General features: G+C 63.0%; 18 protein-coding genes. 9 read left to right on the forward strand and 9 right to left on the reverse strand.

The annotated features are described in order from the left end of the window. Positions 1–13: 13 nt before the first annotated feature. The 3 genes from NKH73_RS20325 to NKH73_RS20335 form a co-directional block, all read right to left on the reverse strand. Positions 14–1,537 carry a tripartite tricarboxylate transporter permease gene (locus NKH73_RS20325; RefSeq protein WP_352935364.1) on the reverse strand — a complete coding sequence of 508 codons (1,524 nt, stop codon included), beginning with the start codon at positions 1,535–1,537 and terminating at the stop codon, positions 14–16. Between the two features lie 4 nt (positions 1,538–1,541). Further along, positions 1,542–2,078 (reverse strand): tripartite tricarboxylate transporter TctB family protein, encoded by a 537-nt coding sequence (locus tag NKH73_RS20330; protein WP_352935368.1) that lies wholly within the window; start codon positions 2,076–2,078, stop codon positions 1,542–1,544. Positions 2,079–2,204: 126 nt separating this feature from the next. Continuing rightward, a complete protein-coding gene (locus NKH73_RS20335; RefSeq protein ID WP_352935371.1) occupies positions 2,205–3,182 on the reverse strand; it encodes a Bug family tripartite tricarboxylate transporter substrate binding protein in 978 nt (325 codons plus the stop codon). 204 nt (positions 3,183–3,386) lie between these two features. On the opposite strand from NKH73_RS20335, the gene NKH73_RS20340 reads away from it, so the two are divergent. After that, on the forward strand, positions 3,387–4,166 hold the full coding sequence (locus NKH73_RS20340; protein ID WP_502893916.1) for an IclR family transcriptional regulator: 780 nt from the start codon (positions 3,387–3,389) through the stop codon (positions 4,164–4,166). A gap of 41 nt (positions 4,167–4,207) precedes the next feature. Here NKH73_RS20340 and NKH73_RS20345 read toward each other — a convergent pair whose 3' ends face one another. Further along, complete coding sequence (locus tag NKH73_RS20345; RefSeq protein WP_352935377.1) at positions 4,208–4,747, reverse strand: GNAT family N-acetyltransferase; 540 nt, start codon at positions 4,745–4,747, stop codon at positions 4,208–4,210. Positions 4,748–4,960: 213 nt separating this feature from the next. Between NKH73_RS20345 and NKH73_RS20350 the strand changes: the two genes are divergently transcribed. After that, positions 4,961–5,416 (forward strand): DUF2214 family protein, encoded by a 456-nt coding sequence (locus NKH73_RS20350; RefSeq protein WP_352935380.1) that lies wholly within the window; start codon positions 4,961–4,963, stop codon positions 5,414–5,416. Here the strand turns inward: NKH73_RS20350 and nth are convergent. Further along, positions 5,410–6,207 (reverse strand): endonuclease III, encoded by a 798-nt coding sequence (gene nth / locus NKH73_RS20355; protein ID WP_352935383.1) that lies wholly within the window; start codon positions 6,205–6,207, stop codon positions 5,410–5,412. The genes NKH73_RS20350 and nth overlap by 7 nt on opposite strands. Before the next feature lie 22 nt (positions 6,208–6,229). Between nth and NKH73_RS20360 the strand changes: the two genes are divergently transcribed. The 5 genes from NKH73_RS20360 to NKH73_RS20380 all read left to right on the forward strand — a co-directional run bounded on the left by NKH73_RS20360 (position 6,230) and on the right by NKH73_RS20380 (position 11,085). Beyond that, a complete protein-coding gene (locus tag NKH73_RS20360) occupies positions 6,230–6,724 on the forward strand; it encodes a DUF2244 domain-containing protein (protein ID WP_352935386.1) in 495 nt (164 codons plus the stop codon). A gap of 238 nt (positions 6,725–6,962) precedes the next feature. Further along, complete coding sequence (locus NKH73_RS20365) at positions 6,963–7,841, forward strand: methylated-DNA--[protein]-cysteine S-methyltransferase (RefSeq protein ID WP_352935389.1); 879 nt, start codon at positions 6,963–6,965, stop codon at positions 7,839–7,841. A gap of 153 nt (positions 7,842–7,994) precedes the next feature. Further along, positions 7,995–8,903, forward strand: a complete 909-nt coding sequence (locus NKH73_RS20370) for a ribokinase (RefSeq protein WP_352935391.1) — start codon at positions 7,995–7,997, stop codon at positions 8,901–8,903. Positions 8,904–8,912: 9 nt separating this feature from the next. Continuing rightward, positions 8,913–10,361: an amidase gene (locus NKH73_RS20375; RefSeq protein WP_352935393.1), complete on the forward strand. Its 1,449-nt coding sequence runs from the start codon at positions 8,913–8,915 to the stop codon at positions 10,359–10,361. A 109-nt stretch (positions 10,362–10,470) separates the two neighbouring features. Beyond that, positions 10,471–11,085: a LysE family translocator gene (locus NKH73_RS20380; protein ID WP_352935395.1), complete on the forward strand. Its 615-nt coding sequence runs from the start codon at positions 10,471–10,473 to the stop codon at positions 11,083–11,085. A gap of 153 nt (positions 11,086–11,238) precedes the next feature. Here the strand turns inward: NKH73_RS20380 and NKH73_RS20385 are convergent, their stop codons facing one another. Then, the gene (locus NKH73_RS20385; RefSeq protein WP_352935398.1) at positions 11,239–12,180 is read right to left on the reverse strand and encodes a nucleoside hydrolase; all 942 of its coding nucleotides are present in this window, start codon (positions 12,178–12,180) and stop codon (positions 11,239–11,241) included. 143 nt (positions 12,181–12,323) lie between these two features. Here NKH73_RS20385 and NKH73_RS20390 point away from each other — a divergent pair, with 143 nt between their 5' ends. After that, entirely contained in the window at positions 12,324–12,749 is a 426-nt protein-coding gene (locus tag NKH73_RS20390) for an Hsp20 family protein (protein WP_352935401.1), read from the forward strand. A gap of 168 nt (positions 12,750–12,917) precedes the next feature. Then, positions 12,918–13,175 (forward strand): BQ00720 family protein, encoded by a 258-nt coding sequence (locus NKH73_RS20395; protein WP_258122204.1) that lies wholly within the window; start codon positions 12,918–12,920, stop codon positions 13,173–13,175. 75 nt (positions 13,176–13,250) lie between these two features. Here NKH73_RS20395 and ptsN read toward each other — a convergent pair whose 3' ends face one another. The 3 genes from ptsN to rpoN form a co-directional block, all read right to left on the reverse strand. After that, positions 13,251–13,715, reverse strand: coding sequence for a PTS IIA-like nitrogen regulatory protein PtsN (ptsN, locus tag NKH73_RS20400; protein WP_095488401.1), 465 nt, complete (start codon positions 13,713–13,715; stop codon positions 13,251–13,253). A 106-nt stretch (positions 13,716–13,821) separates the two neighbouring features. Beyond that, positions 13,822–14,406, reverse strand: a complete 585-nt coding sequence (gene hpf / locus NKH73_RS20405) for a ribosome hibernation-promoting factor, HPF/YfiA family (protein WP_352935404.1) — start codon at positions 14,404–14,406, stop codon at positions 13,822–13,824. A gap of 267 nt (positions 14,407–14,673) precedes the next feature. Then, positions 14,674–16,200 (reverse strand): RNA polymerase factor sigma-54, encoded by a 1,527-nt coding sequence (gene rpoN / locus NKH73_RS20410; protein WP_352935406.1) that lies wholly within the window; start codon positions 16,198–16,200, stop codon positions 14,674–14,676. Positions 16,201–16,210: the final 10 nt, after the last annotated feature.

Consider the following 16,210-nt stretch of genomic DNA (forward strand, 5'->3'; position numbering starts at 1 on the left):
TGTCACAAACAGGTCAGGCATCGCCCGGCACATGCTCCGGCCCACGCGTGCGCCTGCGCTCGATGTAGGTCCAGATATGCGGCCCAATCAGCCCGATGAACGCCAGCGTCAGCAGCGTCAGCGACAGCGGATGCTTGTAGAACACCGACCAGTCGCCGTTCGAGATGGTCATCGCCCGGCGAAACTGCGTTTCGGCAAGCGGCCAGAGAATCATGCCGATGATGACCGGCGCCGTCGGAAAATCGAAGCGCCGCATCAGGAATCCGGCCCCGCCGAGTAGATAAAGTATGACGAGGTCGGTCGGCGACTGCGAAATGCCGTAAGTGCCGACCGTGGCGAACACCAGGATGCCGGCATAGAGCTGCGGTGCCGGGATTTTCAGCAGCCGCACCCACAGACCGATCAGCGGCAGGTTGAGGATGACGAGGATGATATTGGCGATGAACAGGCTGGCGATCAGCCCCCAGACCAGATTGGCCTGCGTCATGAACAGCATCGGCCCGGGATTGATGCCATAGCTCTGGAAGGCCGACAGCATGATCGCGGCCGTCGCCGAGGTCGGCAGGCCGAGCGTCAGCATCGGCACCAGCACGCCGGCGGCCGACGCGTTGTTGGCGGCCTCGGGACCGGCAACGCCTTCGATGGCGCCGACCGTGCCGAACTCCTCCTTGTGTTTGGAGAGCTTCTTCTCGATCGCATAGGACAGGAAGGTCGGGATCTCGGCGCCGCCGGCCGGCAGGGCGCCGATCGGGAAGCCGAGCAGGGCACCGCGCAGCCAGGCCTTCCACGAGCGTGCCCATTCGGCCGCCGTCATGTAGAGCGATCCCCTCAGCGGCACGATCTCATCCTTGCCGGCATAGCGGCGCGAGGCCATGTACAGCGTCTCGCCGACCGCAAAGAGGCCGACAGCAACGACGATCACGTCGACGCCGTCGAGCAATTGGCTCATGCCGAAGGTGAAGCGCGGCTGGCCGGTCTGCAGGTCGACGCCGATCAGGCCGATGACGAAGCCGACGAACAGGCTGGTGAGGCCGCGCACCGACGACGAGCCGAGCACCGCCGAAACCGTGATGAAGGCCAGCACCATCAGCGAAAAATATTCGGCCGGGCCGAAAGACAGCGCGAATTTGACCACGACCGGTGCCAGGAAGGCGACCCCCAATGTGCCGAGCGTGCCGGCGACGAAGGAACCGATCGCCGAGGTGGCAAGTGCAGCGCCGCCACGTCCGGAACGGGCCATTCTGTTGCCTTCCAGCGCCGTGACGATGGTAGCACTTTCGCCCGGCGTATTGAGCAGGATCGATGTCGTTGAACCGCCATACATCGCGCCGTAATAGATGCCGGCAAACAGGATGAAGGACGCTTCCGGCGCCACTTGATAGGTGATCGGCAAAAGCAGCGCGATGGTCAGCGCAGGTCCGAGGCCGGGCAGCACGCCGATCGCTGTCCCCAGCGTCGTGCCGAGCAGGCACCACATGAGGTTGACCGGCGTAAAAGCGACCGAAAATCCATGCGCGAGATGGCCAAGCGTTTCCATGGTTTCAGGCCCTCAACATACGGATAATCGAATCGAGGACCGTGTTCAGCTGGTTCTCGACGATGCCGGCGCCGATATTGACGCCGAGCGCCCTGGCGAAGCCGAAATAGGCGGCAAGCGCCAGGACCAGGCCGAGCAGCACGTCACGCAGCGGATGTCTGCTGCCGAAACCATGGCAGATGAGAACGAACATGACCACCGAGGCCGCGGTGAAGCCAAGCGGTTGGATCAGCACAAGATTCGCGACCAATCCAGTGGAGACGATACCCATCGCCTTCCAGTCGGTCGGCGTTTCCCTTTCTTCCTCCGGCTGCCAGCCGCCTCGCAGGGCGGCGACGATCAGCAGGAGGGAAAGGACTATCATGCCGACCATGGTGATGTAGGGGAAGACGGTCGGGCCGACCTTGGAGTAGAGAGGCGACACCGGAATCGACAGTGTCTGCCACGCCACGGCGCCGGCGCAGGCGAGAAGCCCGATGCCGATCAGCAATTCGGGCACTGCAAGGCGCGGCCGCTCCGCCTGCTGGTCGCTGGTGCTCATGATCGTCCTCCCTCAAAGCCGGTTCCCGCAGCCGGCCTCATCGCAGTTTCACCCGCGCTGGATCGTATGTCCATGCGGCTGGCGATCATCGGAAAGGGGTGGCGCAGGCCACCCCTTCCTAGGGTATCAGGCAAGGCCGAGATCCTTGAGGATGGCCGTGATCCGGGTCGTGTCTTCGGCGAGAAATTTTGCATAGTCATCGCCGGTGAGCAGGATTTGGGTCCAATTGCGGTTTTTGCATTCGGTGGCCCAGGCATCGCTTTTGGCCATGGTCTCGACCAGCGTGACCATCGCCGCCTTGTCGGCGTCCGAAACGCCCGGCGGTGCAAAGACGCCGCGCCAGTTGAACAGTTCGACATCAATGCCGGCTTCCTTCAGCGTCGGCGCGTCGATGCCTTCCTGGCGCTTGTCCGAGGAAATGGCGAGCAGCCGAAGCGCGCCTGCCTTGACCTGTTCTGAGAACTCGCCAAAGCCGGAGATGCCGGCCGCGACCTGATTGCCGAGCAGCGCCGACAGCGCCTCGCCGCCGCCGGCGAACGGCACGTAGGAGAGATTGGCTGCCGGAACACCGGCCGTCTTCGCGATAAGACCGAACAATATGTGGTCCGAACCGCCGGCCGAACCGCCGGCCACCGGGACCTTGGTCGGATCGGCTTTGAGGGCCGCGACGAAATCCGCCGCTGTCTTGAACGGCGAGGCCGCCGGCACCACAAGCGCCTCGAACTCGCCGGTGAGGCGGGCGATCGGCGTGACTTCAGTGAGATTGTTGGCCGATTTGTTAGCGATGATGGCGCCAACCATGACCATGCCGGCCACCATCAGCGAATTGCCCTTGCCGTTCCATTGGCTGATGAACTGCGGCAGGCCGACTGTGCCGCCGGCGCCGCCGACATTGGTGATCTGAGAACCGGAGATCAGTTTCTCGCTGCGCAGCACCTGGTCCATCGTGCGCGCGGTCTGGTCCCAGCCGCCGCCGGGCGCAGCAGGCACGAAGATCTGAATCTGCGGCGCATCCTGCGCGAATGCGGGCGAGAGATGCAACGCTGCGAAACCGGCTGCGCCGGCAGCAGCGGTGCTCATTAGAAATCTGCGTCTGTTCAGCATGGGATTCCTCCAATCACGACACCTCCTCTGGTGCCTGCTAGCAACGTAGCCTGAATTCAGACCCGCTCGACAAAAATTCATGCAGTCTTTGCATCGTTCTGTCAACAGGAACGCCATTCTACTAGACAGAACTATCCGCATGCGGCACATTGTTTCGATCGGCGCTTTCTGTCCAACGGAGAACGGAACGACGTGGTCAAGCAGATGGCCGTGACACAACCCAAGCCTGCCTCGACCGACGGTGTTGCAGCGCTGGATCGTGCGATCGCCATCCTCGATGCTTTCGCCACCGCTGATCGATCGCTCAGCCTGGCCGAAATCGCGGCACGAACCGGACTCTACAAGAGCACCATCCTGAGGCTGGCGAACTCATTATTGCGCGGGCAGCTGCTGGAGCGCCTCGATGACGGCCGCTACCGTGTCGGCCCTGCCGCCTTCCGATTGGGCGCCCTGTACCAGCGTTCGGTCGTGGCGATCGATATCCTGCTGCCGATCATGCGCGACCTGGCCGACCGAAGCTGGGAAAGTGTCGCTTTCTATGTCCGCTCGGGCGACGTGCGTACCTGTCTCTACCGCGTAGAGTCCAAGCATGCCATCCGCTACACCATACGGGAAGGCGACGTGCTGCCCTTGCTGGCCGGTTCGGGCGGCCGCGTGCTTGCGGCGTTTTCAGGTCAGCAGGGAGAGCCTTACGAGACGATCCGCGAAACCTATCACTGTTTGTCGGTCGGCGATCGCGACCCCGAGACGGCGGGCGTCTCGGCACCGGTGTTCGGGCCGGGGCAGACCCTGCTCGGTGCATTGACGCTGTCCGGCCCGAGCACACGCGTCGACGCGGCCTTTCTCCAGCGCATGAAAAATCCGCTGATCGAGGCGGCCGCGCGTGCCACCCGCGCTTTCGGCCAAGACGCCTCGATGCTCGAACAGACGGCTCGTAAAGCCGGTACCGAAACGGAAGGTTCAGAAAACCTCGATTCGGCCTGACCAGAACGGCAGCCAGAACGACGGGATGACAGGAAGCACCCTCAAGGCAGCCGTTCCAGCAGGATCGTGGCGGTGTCGTGGTAAGTGGTTCGCAGCACTTCCTTGTAACCACATTTTGCCGCGACGTTCCGCGAACCGGTGTTTTCCGGATCGATGATGCAGACGGTCCTTGCGCGCCCGAATGCTTCGTCGCCCCAGGCGAGAACCCTTCCGACGACCTCGCTGGCGAAACCCATTCCGTGGGCAGCCGGGATGAGTGCCCAACCAGCTTCCGGAACGCCTTCGATTGACGGCACCATATCGCGCTTCAGGTCGTGAAAGCCGGCCTCGCCGATGAAGCGGCCGGATGCCTTATCCTCGATCGCCCAGAAGCCGTAGCCTAGCAGCGACCACAAGCCCGAATGGCGCAAGAAGCGCATCCAGCTTTCCTCTCGCGTCCGCGGCTTGCCGCCGATGAAGCGGGTGACGGCCGGATCGGCCCACATGGCGCCATAGGCGTCGAAATCATCGAGCCGATGCGGCCGCAGCACGGTGCGCGGCGTTTCGATGACGGGAGCGACGAGCGCCTGCGGATTACCCATGTGTCATGCCTCGGTTGCGGTTGCCTGTGTGCCCAGTGCTCGGTGGTTTTGGGGACAGCGATATGCGACAGAGATCCAAATTGTCTGCACCAGACAAGAGCCAAAGCCTGTGCAGATCATCTTCCAGCCCAATGTGAATCCTGTCCAGCGATGCTACTTTTCACCAGCAGCTGATTCAGCGTCCGCTGTGCCGTCCAACGGAGGGAAAAGGGCATGGATACCACCGACCTTCTGCTTGCCATCTTTCATCATCTGCTGGTGTTTTCACTGGCAGGCATCATCGGCGCCGAATTTGTCCTGATCCGCGGCGATCTGCCCGCCGCGACGCTCCGGCGGCTTGTCGGCATCGACCGCCATTACGGCATCATCGCCATGTTGATCGTCATCATCGGTATCGCCCGCGTCATCTACGGCCTGAAGGGCTGGGAATTCTACGTCTACAACTGGGTGTTCTGGGCAAAGATGGCAGCCTTCGTCATGGTCGGCCTGCTGTCGATCATCCCGACCGTCCGCTTCGGCTCCTGGAGCAGCCAGGCCTCGGCCAGCCCCGGTTTTCAGGTGCCGGCCGCGCAACTCGCGTCGGTTCGAACTTATGTTCGCGCCGAGGCGTCGATCTTCCTGCTGATCCCGGTCTTCGCGGCGGCGATGGCGCGCGGTTACGGCTACTGAATTTCGCCTACCGGTTCGAGCGGCGCAATCTCGACCAGCGGCGCCGGCACATCATTCGTCTTTTCGTCAGCCTTGCAGATATCGGCGATGACGCAGAGCGGACAATCCGGCTTGCGCGCCTTGCAGACATAGCGCCCATGCAGGATCAGCCAGTGATGGGCGTGGCGCATATATTCGTCCGGAATGATCCTCAACAGCCCCTGCTCGACCTGTTCCGGCGTCTTGCCGGGCGCCAGCCCGAGCCGGTTGCCGATGCGGAAAATGTGTGTGTCGACCGCCATCGTATGCTGGCCGAAGGCCATGTTGAGCACGACATTGGCGGTCTTGCGTCCGACGCCCGGCAGCTTGACCAGTTGATCGCGGTCATCAGGCACTTCGCCGCCATGATCGCGGATCAGCGCTTCCGACAGCGCGATGACGTTCTTGGCCTTGTTGCGCCAAAGCCCGATGGTACGGATATAGTCGCCGACCTTGGCCTCGCCGAGCGCCAGCATCTTTTGCGGCGTGTCGGCCACCTTGAACAGCGCCCGGGTCGCCTTGTTGACGCCGACATCGGTCGCCTGTGCCGAAAGCACCACTGCCACCAGCAGCGTGAAGGCGTTGATATGTTCGAGTTCGCCCTTCGGCTCGGGCCGCTGAACGGAAAACCGTCGGAAAATCTCGTGCACCTCGGCCGGGCTGTAGAGCGACCGCACCGGCCGGGCACGCGGCTTGGCAGTTGAGCCGTCGCGTCGGCCGCGGGGGAGGTCGTTTTTGGGTGTGGAGGAATTTTTGGACTTGGGGTTCGCCATCCCCTTCCTATAATATCCCGCCATGAGCGATACAAACGCCTCATTTCAGGCTGACGAGCCATTCTTCGAGGCGTTGCTGACGCCACATCGGTCGCTGGGCAAGACCGGCTTTGCCATCCTGATGGGCGCTCTGCTGTTCGGCTCGTTGGTGACCGGAGCGTTTTTCCTGTCGCGTGGCGCCTGGCCGGTGTTCGGCTTCCTCGGTCTCGACGTCATCGCCGTCTACATCGCCTTTCGCGCCAACTATCGTGCCGCCCGCGCCCGCGAGGAGGTGTCGGTCTCGCGCACCAGTCTCGACATCCGCAAGACGGCGCCGTCAGGTAAATTGGAAGCGCATCGCTTCAACCCGTTCTGGGCGCGTTTTTCGGTCGCCCGCCACGCCGAGATCGGCATCACCAGGATGGCGGTTGAAGCGCAAGGCCAGAATGTGCCGATCGGCGGCTTCCTTAATCCAGACGACCGCGAGAGCTTTGCCACCGCTTTTTCAAGGGCACTGGCGACTGCGAAGGCGCGCTAGATGTGAGCGAACCGCCTCGTCCGCGAAATGATCTTTCAGCAGCGATTGAGGCAACCGGCTCTCCGGTGCCTTGCGATGGACGGTGATCAGCGGCACCGCCTCCTCCTTGGTGGGATGCACCTTTCGCCACCCTCCTTCGTCGAAGCTAATTCTATCTGGGTACATACCGTCAGAAGGCAGGTTTCGGGTGGTGATCGGCGCCGCGAAGGACGATATTCCAGGTCAAGGAGACAGTCCCATGAACGCACAGACCGCTATTCTGAAGAAAGACATCACGCCCGAAGGCGGTGACTACGAAGTTGTTCGGCGCGCGATCGAGAAGATCAGCCTTGACTACCGTGACCAGCCGTCGCTCGAAATACTGGCCGAGGAGGTTGGCGAGACGCCGACCGGGCTGCAGAAGCTGTTCACCCGCTGGGCCGGCCTGTCGCCCAAGGCCTTCTTGCAGGCCGTCACGCTCGACCACGCGCGCAAACTGCTCGATTCCGGCATGCCGCTGCTCGAGGCTTCTTTCGAGGTCGGCATGTCAGGCCCTGGCCGGTTGCATGACCTCTTCGTCACCCATGAAGCGATGTCGCCGGGCGACTACAAGACGCGCGGCGCCGGACTGACGATCCGCTACGGCTATCACATCTCGCCTTTCGGCATCGCCCTGATCATGGTCACTGATCGTGGCCTTGCCGGCCTCGCCTTCAGCGATGCCGGCGGCGAGCGTGCGGCCTTCGCCGACATGTCCAGCCGCTGGCCGAACGCAGACTATGTCGAGGACATGGCCGCGACGGCGCCTTATGCCGCACGAATCTTCGATCCGGCGTTGTGGCGCGCCGACCAGCCGTTGCGCGTCGTCATGATCGGCACCGATTTCCAGGTCCGCGTCTGGGAAGCCCTGCTGCGCATCCCGATGGGCAAAGCCTGCACCTATTCCTCGATCGCCGCCCGCATCGGCGCACCGAGCGCCAGCCGGGCGGTGGGTGCCGCAGTCGGCGCCAATCCGATGTCGTTCGTGGTGCCGTGTCACCGGGCTCTCGGCAAGTCCGGCGCGCTCACCGGTTACCATTGGGGCCTGACTCGCAAACGCGCCATCCTTGGCTGGGAAGCGGGACAGGTCGCGCCTTGAAATAGTTCACAGCGTGCGCTGATACCCAATGGACCTTGCGACACCGGCGAGACGCTTTCGCCGGTGTTTTTCGTTAATCCGCGAAATGACCGTTCGCTCTGGCAAGCAACCGCCTTCCGGGCTAGCTTCCCGCCCATCAGCAGGAGGCCTTCCTTGATTATCGTTGTCGGCTCGATCAATCTCGACCTTATCGCCAATGTCGACCGCTTGCCCGCACCGGGCGAGACGGTGCGCGGCTCCGGCTTTACCACCGCTCCCGGCGGCAAGGGCGCCAACCAGGCGCTGGCTGCCGCGCGCGCCGGCGCCAAGGTGCGCATGGTCGGCGCGGTCGGCAAGGACAACTTCGCCACCGAAGCGCTGGCGCTGCTGCGGGACGGCAAGATCGACCTGTCCGGTGTCGGTGAAACCTTCGCCTCGACCGGCACGGCATTGATCATGGTCGCCGACGACGGCGAGAACGTCATTGCCGTGGTGCCGGGTGCCAATGATTCGGTTGTGACGGGCGACCTTTCCAAGGCTTTCATGAAAAAGGGCGATGTCGTGCTCTTGCAGCAGGAGATCCCGCTGCAGACCGTCGATGCCGCACTGGACGCGGCAGGGGCGGCAGGCGCGATCACCGTGCTCAACACGGCACCGTTCCGCGCAGAGGCGGCCGCTTTCCTCGGCAAGGCCGACCATGTCGTCGCCAACGAAACGGAATTCGACCTCTATGGCGAGGCGCTGTCGCTGAGCGGTCGCGATCGCCCGGCACGAATGCGCGACTACGCCGGCAAGACCGGCCGCACAATCGTCGTCACGCTCGGCGGTGACGGCGTCCTGGCTGCCACGCCAGCCGATCTTCTGATGGTTCCGGCGCTGAAGATCACCCCTGTCGACACGGTCGGCGCCGGCGACACGTTTTGCGGGTATTTCGCCGCCGGACTGTCATCCGGCCTGCCGCTCGATCAGGCGCTCGCCCGCGCCGCCGCTGCCGGCTCGCTCGCCTGCCTGAAGCCCGGTGCCCAGCCGGCGATCCCGCTGGCCAGAGAAGTCGACGCGGCGCTACAAAAATCCGCCAGCTAGGTAGAGCCCATGCGTCCTGCCACGAAACACGCCGTGCCGCCTGCCGGTGACATCTGCCGCCTGTCCGCCGTGGACCTTGCCGGCGCGATCCGGCGCCGTCAGCTTTCCGTACGCGAGGTGGTGACGGCATTCCTCGACCGGATCGACGCAGTGAACCCGCTGGTCAACGCTATCGTCTCGCTGCGCGGCCGTGCCGACATCTTGCACGAGGCTGACCAGGCAGACGCGCATCTGGCGCATGCGGGGGACGCCGGCCTCCTGTTCGGCCTGCCGATCGCCATCAAGGATCTCGCGCAGACCAAGGGCCTCAGGACCAGCTTCGGCTCGCCAATCTTCGCCGATTTCGTTCCCCAAGAGGATGATTTTTTCGTCGAACGCGTCCGGAAGGCCGGCGCCATTATCATCGGCAAGACCAACGTTCCCGAATTCGGGCTTGGCTCCAACACCTACAACACCGTGTTCGGCCCGACGCTCAACGCGTTCGACCCGGCCTTGACCGCCGGCGGATCGAGCGGCGGCGCTGCCGTCGCACTGGCGCTCCACATGCTTCCTGTCGCCGATGGCAGCGATTTTGGCGGCTCGCTGCGCAACCCGGCCGCCTACAACAATGTCTATGGCTTTCGTCCGTCGCAGGGACTCGTCCCGGCCGGCCCCGAGCTTGACGTCTTTCACGCACAAATGGGCGTCGAAGGACCGATGGGCCGCAGCGTGCGCGACATGGCGTTGCTGCTCGACGAGCAAGCCGGCTACGATCCCCGCGCGCCGCTGTCGCATCACAAGCATGGTTCGTTTCTGCAAGGGCTGCAAACCCCGGCGACTGGCGGGCGCATTGCCTGGCTCGGCGATCTCGGTGGCCATCTGCCGGTGGAACCCGGCATTCTTGATCTTTGCGAGGCCGCTCTCGGCCGATTCGCTGACATATCCTTTCAGGCCGAAGCGCTGGTGCCGGATTTCGACTTCGAAGCGCTGTGGCAGGCCTTTGTGACGCTGCGCCAGGCGAGCAGCGGTTGTGCGCTCAAGGCGCATTACGACGATCCCTTGAAACGCAGACTTCTGAAGCCGGAAGCCGTGTGGGAGGTGGAACATGCGCTGCGCCTCACGGCGCCGCAGATCCACGTCGCCACGGTGAGGCGCTCGTCCTGGCATCGACTGCTGCTGTCGCTCTTCGACCGTTTCGATCTCGTCGCGCTGCCGACCGCGCAGGTCTTCCCGTTCGAGGTCTCCACCCACTGGCCGACGCAAGTAGCCGGGCGTGCCATGGACAGCTATCACCGCTGGATGCAGGTTTCAGCGTTCGCCACGCTGGGCGGCTGCCCGGCGGTCAATGTCCCGGCGGGCTTCGATAACAGAGGCAGGCCGATGGGCATGCAATTGATCGGGCAGCCGCGCGGCGACATGACCGTGCTGAAAGCGGCGGCGGCTTATGAGACGACACTGCCGTGGCAGGCCGGAGCCTAAATCCAGATCAAGGCTGCCAACGACATAGGCTGCCGGCTTGCACCGGCGTTGCTGTCATGCATTGATCACGGTCGGCCGCGTCGCAAGCCGCCTACTGTCGAGGAAAACCATGTCGCTGGAACTCTACGCTACCTATGTCGTTGCCTGCATCGTCATCATCCTGGTGCCTGGACCGACGGTCACGCTGATCATCGCCAACAGCATCCGCCATGGCTCCCGCGCCGGCCTCGCCAACGTCGCCGGCACGCAGGCCGGGCTGGCGATCATGATCGCCATTGTCGGCATCGGATTGACTTCGCTGATCGCGGGAATGGGCCATTGGTTCGAATGGGTCAGACTGATCGGCGCTGCCTATCTGATCTGGATGGGCGTGCAGATGTTCCGCTCCAAGGGCAAGCTGAATGCCGACGGGTCGGCGAAAACACCGCGCGGCGGTTTTTTTCTGCAGGGCCTGCTGGTAGCGGTCAGCAATCCCAAGACGCTGGTGTTTTTCGGCGCCTTCTTTCCGCAGTTCATCGCCCCTGAAGGCAATTACGCGCTGCAGATCGGCGTCATGGGTCTCACCGCCATGATCTTCGCCGCCGTGTCGGATTCGACCTACGCGCTCGCCGCCGGCCGCGCCGGGCGCCTGCTCTCGGCCAGCCGCGTCAAGCTGCTGTCGCGGATCAGCGGCAGTTTCCTGGTCGGCGGCGGGTTGTGGCTGGCGTTTTCAAAGGCGAAGTGAGCCCTTCCCTCGCCCCCGTTTACGGGGGAGAGGGTGGTCACGCAGCGACCGGGTGAGGGCCGCTCCAAGGTTGCAAGCAAAAATACCGACGGGTGCGCTGCCCTCATCCCCCTGCCGGGACATTCTCCCTGTGAACGGGGTAGAAGGGAGCTTTCACAGCCGCCCCAGCCTTTCCAGCAAGAGCGCGAAAAACGCATCATGGTCGATGTCGCGCATCACCATGGCGTTCTTCGGCCGCTTGGTCACGCCCCACCAGTCGATCACGGTCATGCCCATGGTGAGCTCCGAGGCGGTTTCCACGGTGACGTTGCAGTTGCGGCCGCTGAACAGCTCCGGCTTCAACAGATAAGCGATGACGCAGGGGTCGTGCAGCGGTCCGCCATCGGTGCCGTATTTCTCCTCGTCGAAGCGCTCGAAGAACTCCAGCATCTCCGCCGTGGCCGTGGCGACCCTGGTGCCGAGCTTGCGGAAGGCTTGGGTGCGCTTGGCCGTGGTCAGCGCCTTGTGGGTAACGTCGAGCGGCATCATGACGATCGGAATGCCTGATTTGAACACGACATTGGCAGCATGCGGGTCGACATAGATGTTGAATTCGGCGGTCGGCGTGACATTGCCGCCTTCGAAGAAGCCGCCGCCCATCAGCACGATTTCCTTGATGCGCGGCGCGATCTTCGGCTCGCGGATCAGCGCCAGCGCAATGTTGGTGAGCGGTCCGAGCGCGCAGAGCGTGATCGTGCCGCGCTCTTCCTTCATCAGCGTCTCGACGATGAAATCGACCGCGTACTGGTCCTGCAGTTTCATTGTTGGTTCGGGCAATTGCGGTCCGTTGAGGCCGGTCTCGCCATGCACTTCCTCGGCGGTAACCAGTTCACGCGCCAGCGGCCGGATGGCGCCGGCATAGACCTTGATGTCTGGCCTGCCGGCCAGTTCGCAGATCTTGCGTGCATTCTTTTCGGTCAGCCTCAGCGGCACGTTGCCGGCGACGGCGGTCATGCCGACGATTTCCAGCTCGGCGCTGCCAAGCGCCAGCAATATGGCGACGGCATCATCCTGGCCGGGATCCGTGTCGATGATGATCTTGCGGGATTGGGGCATTTCAATTCCTTGTTTGGGTAGTCTTTTTGGGCGGGGCTTTTGACGGCTTGAACTTGACCGCGCGGCGGACCATATCAAGACCATCGGGAAAAATGCCATCCGGGTTTTTCCACTTTATGTCGCTCTTGAGAGGACAGTGTAACATGAGCCGAATGACGCCCTTTTCCAGCCCGCTTCTCCTGGGCTTCGACGCGATGGAAAAGACCCTGGAGCGTCTGGCGAAGTCGGGTGACAGTTACCCTCCCTACAACATCGAGCGCCTCAGCGGCGCCGACGGCAAGGCCGAAAGGCTGCGCATCACGCTAGCCGTCGCCGGTTTCGCCGAAAGCGATCTCGATGTGACCACGGAGGAGAACCAGTTGGTCGTGCGCGGCCGTCAGAACGACGACACCGAGCGCGAATTTCTTCATCGCGGCATCGCCGCGCGCCAGTTCCAGCGCTGTTTCGTGCTGGCCGACGGCATGCGGGTGATCGCGGCGGAGCTGAAGAACGGCCTTTTGTCGATCGATCTCGATCGGCCCGAGTCCGAACGGCTGGTACGGAAAATAAACATATCGGTGAAAGACTGATCTTCACCACTGCATCGGCCGGAAAATCGGAGCCGATTTTCCGAAAGCACGATGCAGCAGACTTAAAGAGTTAGAGCGTCCTTTGTGCGTCCAATTGGACTTACGGCGCTCTAATGGCTCTCATGCGGGGCGGCCTTGAGCGGCGTCCTCGCGCCAAGGAGGCTTGAAATGACCAGAACTGACGAAAATCTCATCATGACCAGCGGCGAATTCGCCCATCTCGGCGAAGGCTCGGTTGCCTATCTCAGGAAAGTGTCGAGCGACGATCTGCGCGGCCGTTTCCCGGGCCTCGGCGAAATCGCGCCCGGCCTGGAACTTTGGGCCCTGTTTGCCGCCAATGGCCAGCCGATCCTGCTTTCTGACGCCCGTGACCGGGCGCTGGCAGGTGCCCTGGAAAACGATCTTACACCGGTCGCCATCCACTAATTACGGCACAGTGATCTGGTTAGAAACGGACAGGGCCGCTCGCGGCGGCCCTTGAACGGATCTGATCAAAAAAGCTCAGGCCGCGTGCGAGGCCTGCGTGTCCGATAAAAGCGCGTGGATCGCTGCGGCGTCGCGGGTGCCTCTGATCTTGGCCACCGTGTCGGCGTCGCGCAGCACCCGCGCGATGCGCGACAGTGCCTTGAGATGGTCGGCGCCGGCGCCTTCGGGCGCCAAAAGGAGGAACACAAGGTCGACCGGCTGGTCGTCCAGCGCCTCGAAATCGACCGGCGTCTCCAGCCGGGCGAAAACGCCGGCGATCCGCTTCACCCCCGCCAGCTTGCCATGCGGAATGGCGATGCCGTTACCGACACCGGTCGAGCCCAGCCGTTCACGCTGCAAGATGGTGTCGAACACCTCCCGTTCCGGAATGCCGGAAATCGCCGCCGCCCTTTCGGACAGCATTTGCAGCAGTTGCTTCTTGGAGTTCGCCTTCAACGCCGGCAAGATCGCCGGAACGTTGATAAGATCGCTCAGATCCATACTTGAAATCCCTTGTTCGCCTGCCGTCGCCAGCCCTCGCTCACGCGTGCGGCTGGTTCCTTATCCCAGTGCGGCCTTGGCCGTCATCTCTGTGCGACCTGGGTCGTCATCCCTGCGCGACCTTGGTCGTAGACGGATCGATCCAGCCGATATTTCCGTCCGGCCGGCGATAGACGATGTTGAGATGCTCGTTTCCGGCATTGCGGAAGACGAGGACCGGGCTGTCCTTGGCATCGAGTTCGATCACGGCTGATGCCACCGACATGGTCCGCAGCGTCATGGTTGATTCGGCGACGATGGCCGGCGCAAAATTCTCCGGTATGTCCTCATCGTCGTCGGCAAGCGGCGCCATCACCGTATAAGCGATGTCGGTTGGTTCGCCATTGGCGTTGCCTGAATTGTGCGACTTCAGCCGACGCTTGTAGCGCCGAAGGCGGGTTTCAAAGCGATCCGCCGCGGCCTCGAAAGCAAGCGTCGGATCCTGGGCTTCGCCGGTCGCCTGCAGCGAAGCGCCGGAATCCAGCCTGATCATGCAATCGGCCGTGTAGCGCGACCCCGATTTGACGACGACGATTTGCCCTGAAAAGCCCCGATCGAAATATTTGCCGATCACTTCTCCGACACGGTCGTTGATGCGCGTACGGAACGCATCGCCGATATCCATGTGTTTTCCTGATATGCGCAGTGTCATCTGAAAACTGACCTTCCTTGCTCAGGCTTCAAACTGTCCCGAGTTTATACCCGTGGTCTGTGCGCACAAGCTTTGCGGCGTCACTTGCGCCGATTTTAAATCCGAACTTTCCGGTTGATCACAAGCCGCCTTCTTGACCGTCCCGTGGCCAACGTCGTGACGGACCATCCGCATGCGGGCAGTAGCCCGTCTCATGCGGGCGGGCTTCTAGCCACTTCATCGCGGCTTGTCAATGAAGCGCGAAAGCTGTGGAAATTCCGCCTGAGATCAACGCCCGGCGCTGGCCAAAGCGCGTTTTTCACGCCGCCGCTGCACCGACGAGGGAATATTCATGCCCTCCCGATACTTGGCGACCGTGCGCCTGGCGATGTCAACGCCACTTTCCCGCAACATATCCACAATGGCGTCGTCGGAAAGCACGTCGACAGGTTTCTCCTCGTCGATCAACTGCTTGATGCGGTCGCGCACCGCCTCCGACGAATGCGCGTCGCCGCCACCCGACGACGCGATCGAGGCTGTGAAGAAATAGCGCAGTTCGAACACGCCGCGCGGCGTCAGCATGTATTTGTTGGCGGTGACCCGGCTGACGGTCGATTCGTGCATGCCGATCGCATCGGCCACCGTGCGCAGATTGAGCGGCTTCAGCTGTCGCACGCCGTGGACGAGGAAAGCGTCCTGCTGGCGCACGATCTCCGAGGCGACCTTAAGAATGGTCTTCGCCCGCTGGTCGAGGCTGCGCGTCAGCCAGTTGGCGTTTTGCAGGCACTCCGCCAGAAAATCCTTTTCCGTCTGGTTCTTCGCATGCGGTGAAACCTGGGCAAAATAGATATGGTCGACCAGCACGCGCGGCAGCGTTTCGGAGTTGAGTTCGACCACCCAGCTCCCGTCATTGGCTGCCCGCACTTCGACATCGGCGACGATCGCGTCGCTGGCGCCGCCCGAAAACGCCATCCCCGGGCGTGGATCGAGCGCACGGATCTCGGCCAGCATGTCGAGCAGATCCTCCTCGTCCACCCCACAAATCCGTTTCAGGGTCTGGAAATCGCGCCGCGCCAGGAGTTCGAGGTTGGCGATCAAGGCCTTCATCGCCGGATCGAGCCGGTCGCGGACGGCAAGCTGCAGCGACAGGCATTCGGCGAGATCGCGCGCAAAGATGCCGGCGGGCTCGAATGTCTGGCAGACCGCGAGCGCATTCGTCACCGCCATCCTGTCGGTGCCGAGACGGGCGGCGATATCGGCTATGTCGGCGCGCATGTAGCCGGCCTCGTCGAGGCCGTCGGCCAGTTCGCTGGCGATCAAGCGTGCTGCCGGGTCGGCGAAGGCAAGCGCGACCTGTTCGCCGACATGCTCGCGCAGCGTGACCGCGGCGGCCGCCATATCTGCGACGTCGAAGCCGTCGGAGGAGGACGCCGAACCATTGCCGGAGGCCGACTTCCATTGGGCCGTCAGGTCGGGACCGAGCCGCTCGCTGGTACCCGGGTCGTCGGGGAACAGGTTTTCCAGCGAAGTATCGAGCTTTTCCGAGATCGCCTCGGCGCTCCACGCCGTTTCCGTCTCGAACCAATCGCCGCCGGGGGCTATTTCCGGCGCAGCGTCGATCTTCTGCGTCTGGTCGCTGACGGCATCGTCCTGCGGCTCGGCGCGCTCAAGCAGAGGATTGCGCTCGATCTCGTCGTCGATAAAACGTTCCAGCTCGATATGGGTGAACTGCAGCAGCCGTATCGACTGCATCAGCTGCGGCGTCATCACCAGCGACTGGGATTGTCGTAGCTGTAGTTTTGCCGCCAACGCCATGGTTCGGTTT

The sequence above is a fragment of the Mesorhizobium sp. M0938 genome (assembly GCF_040319125.1).
In the GTDB taxonomy this organism is placed as follows: domain Bacteria; phylum Pseudomonadota; class Alphaproteobacteria; order Rhizobiales; family Rhizobiaceae; genus Mesorhizobium; species Mesorhizobium robiniae.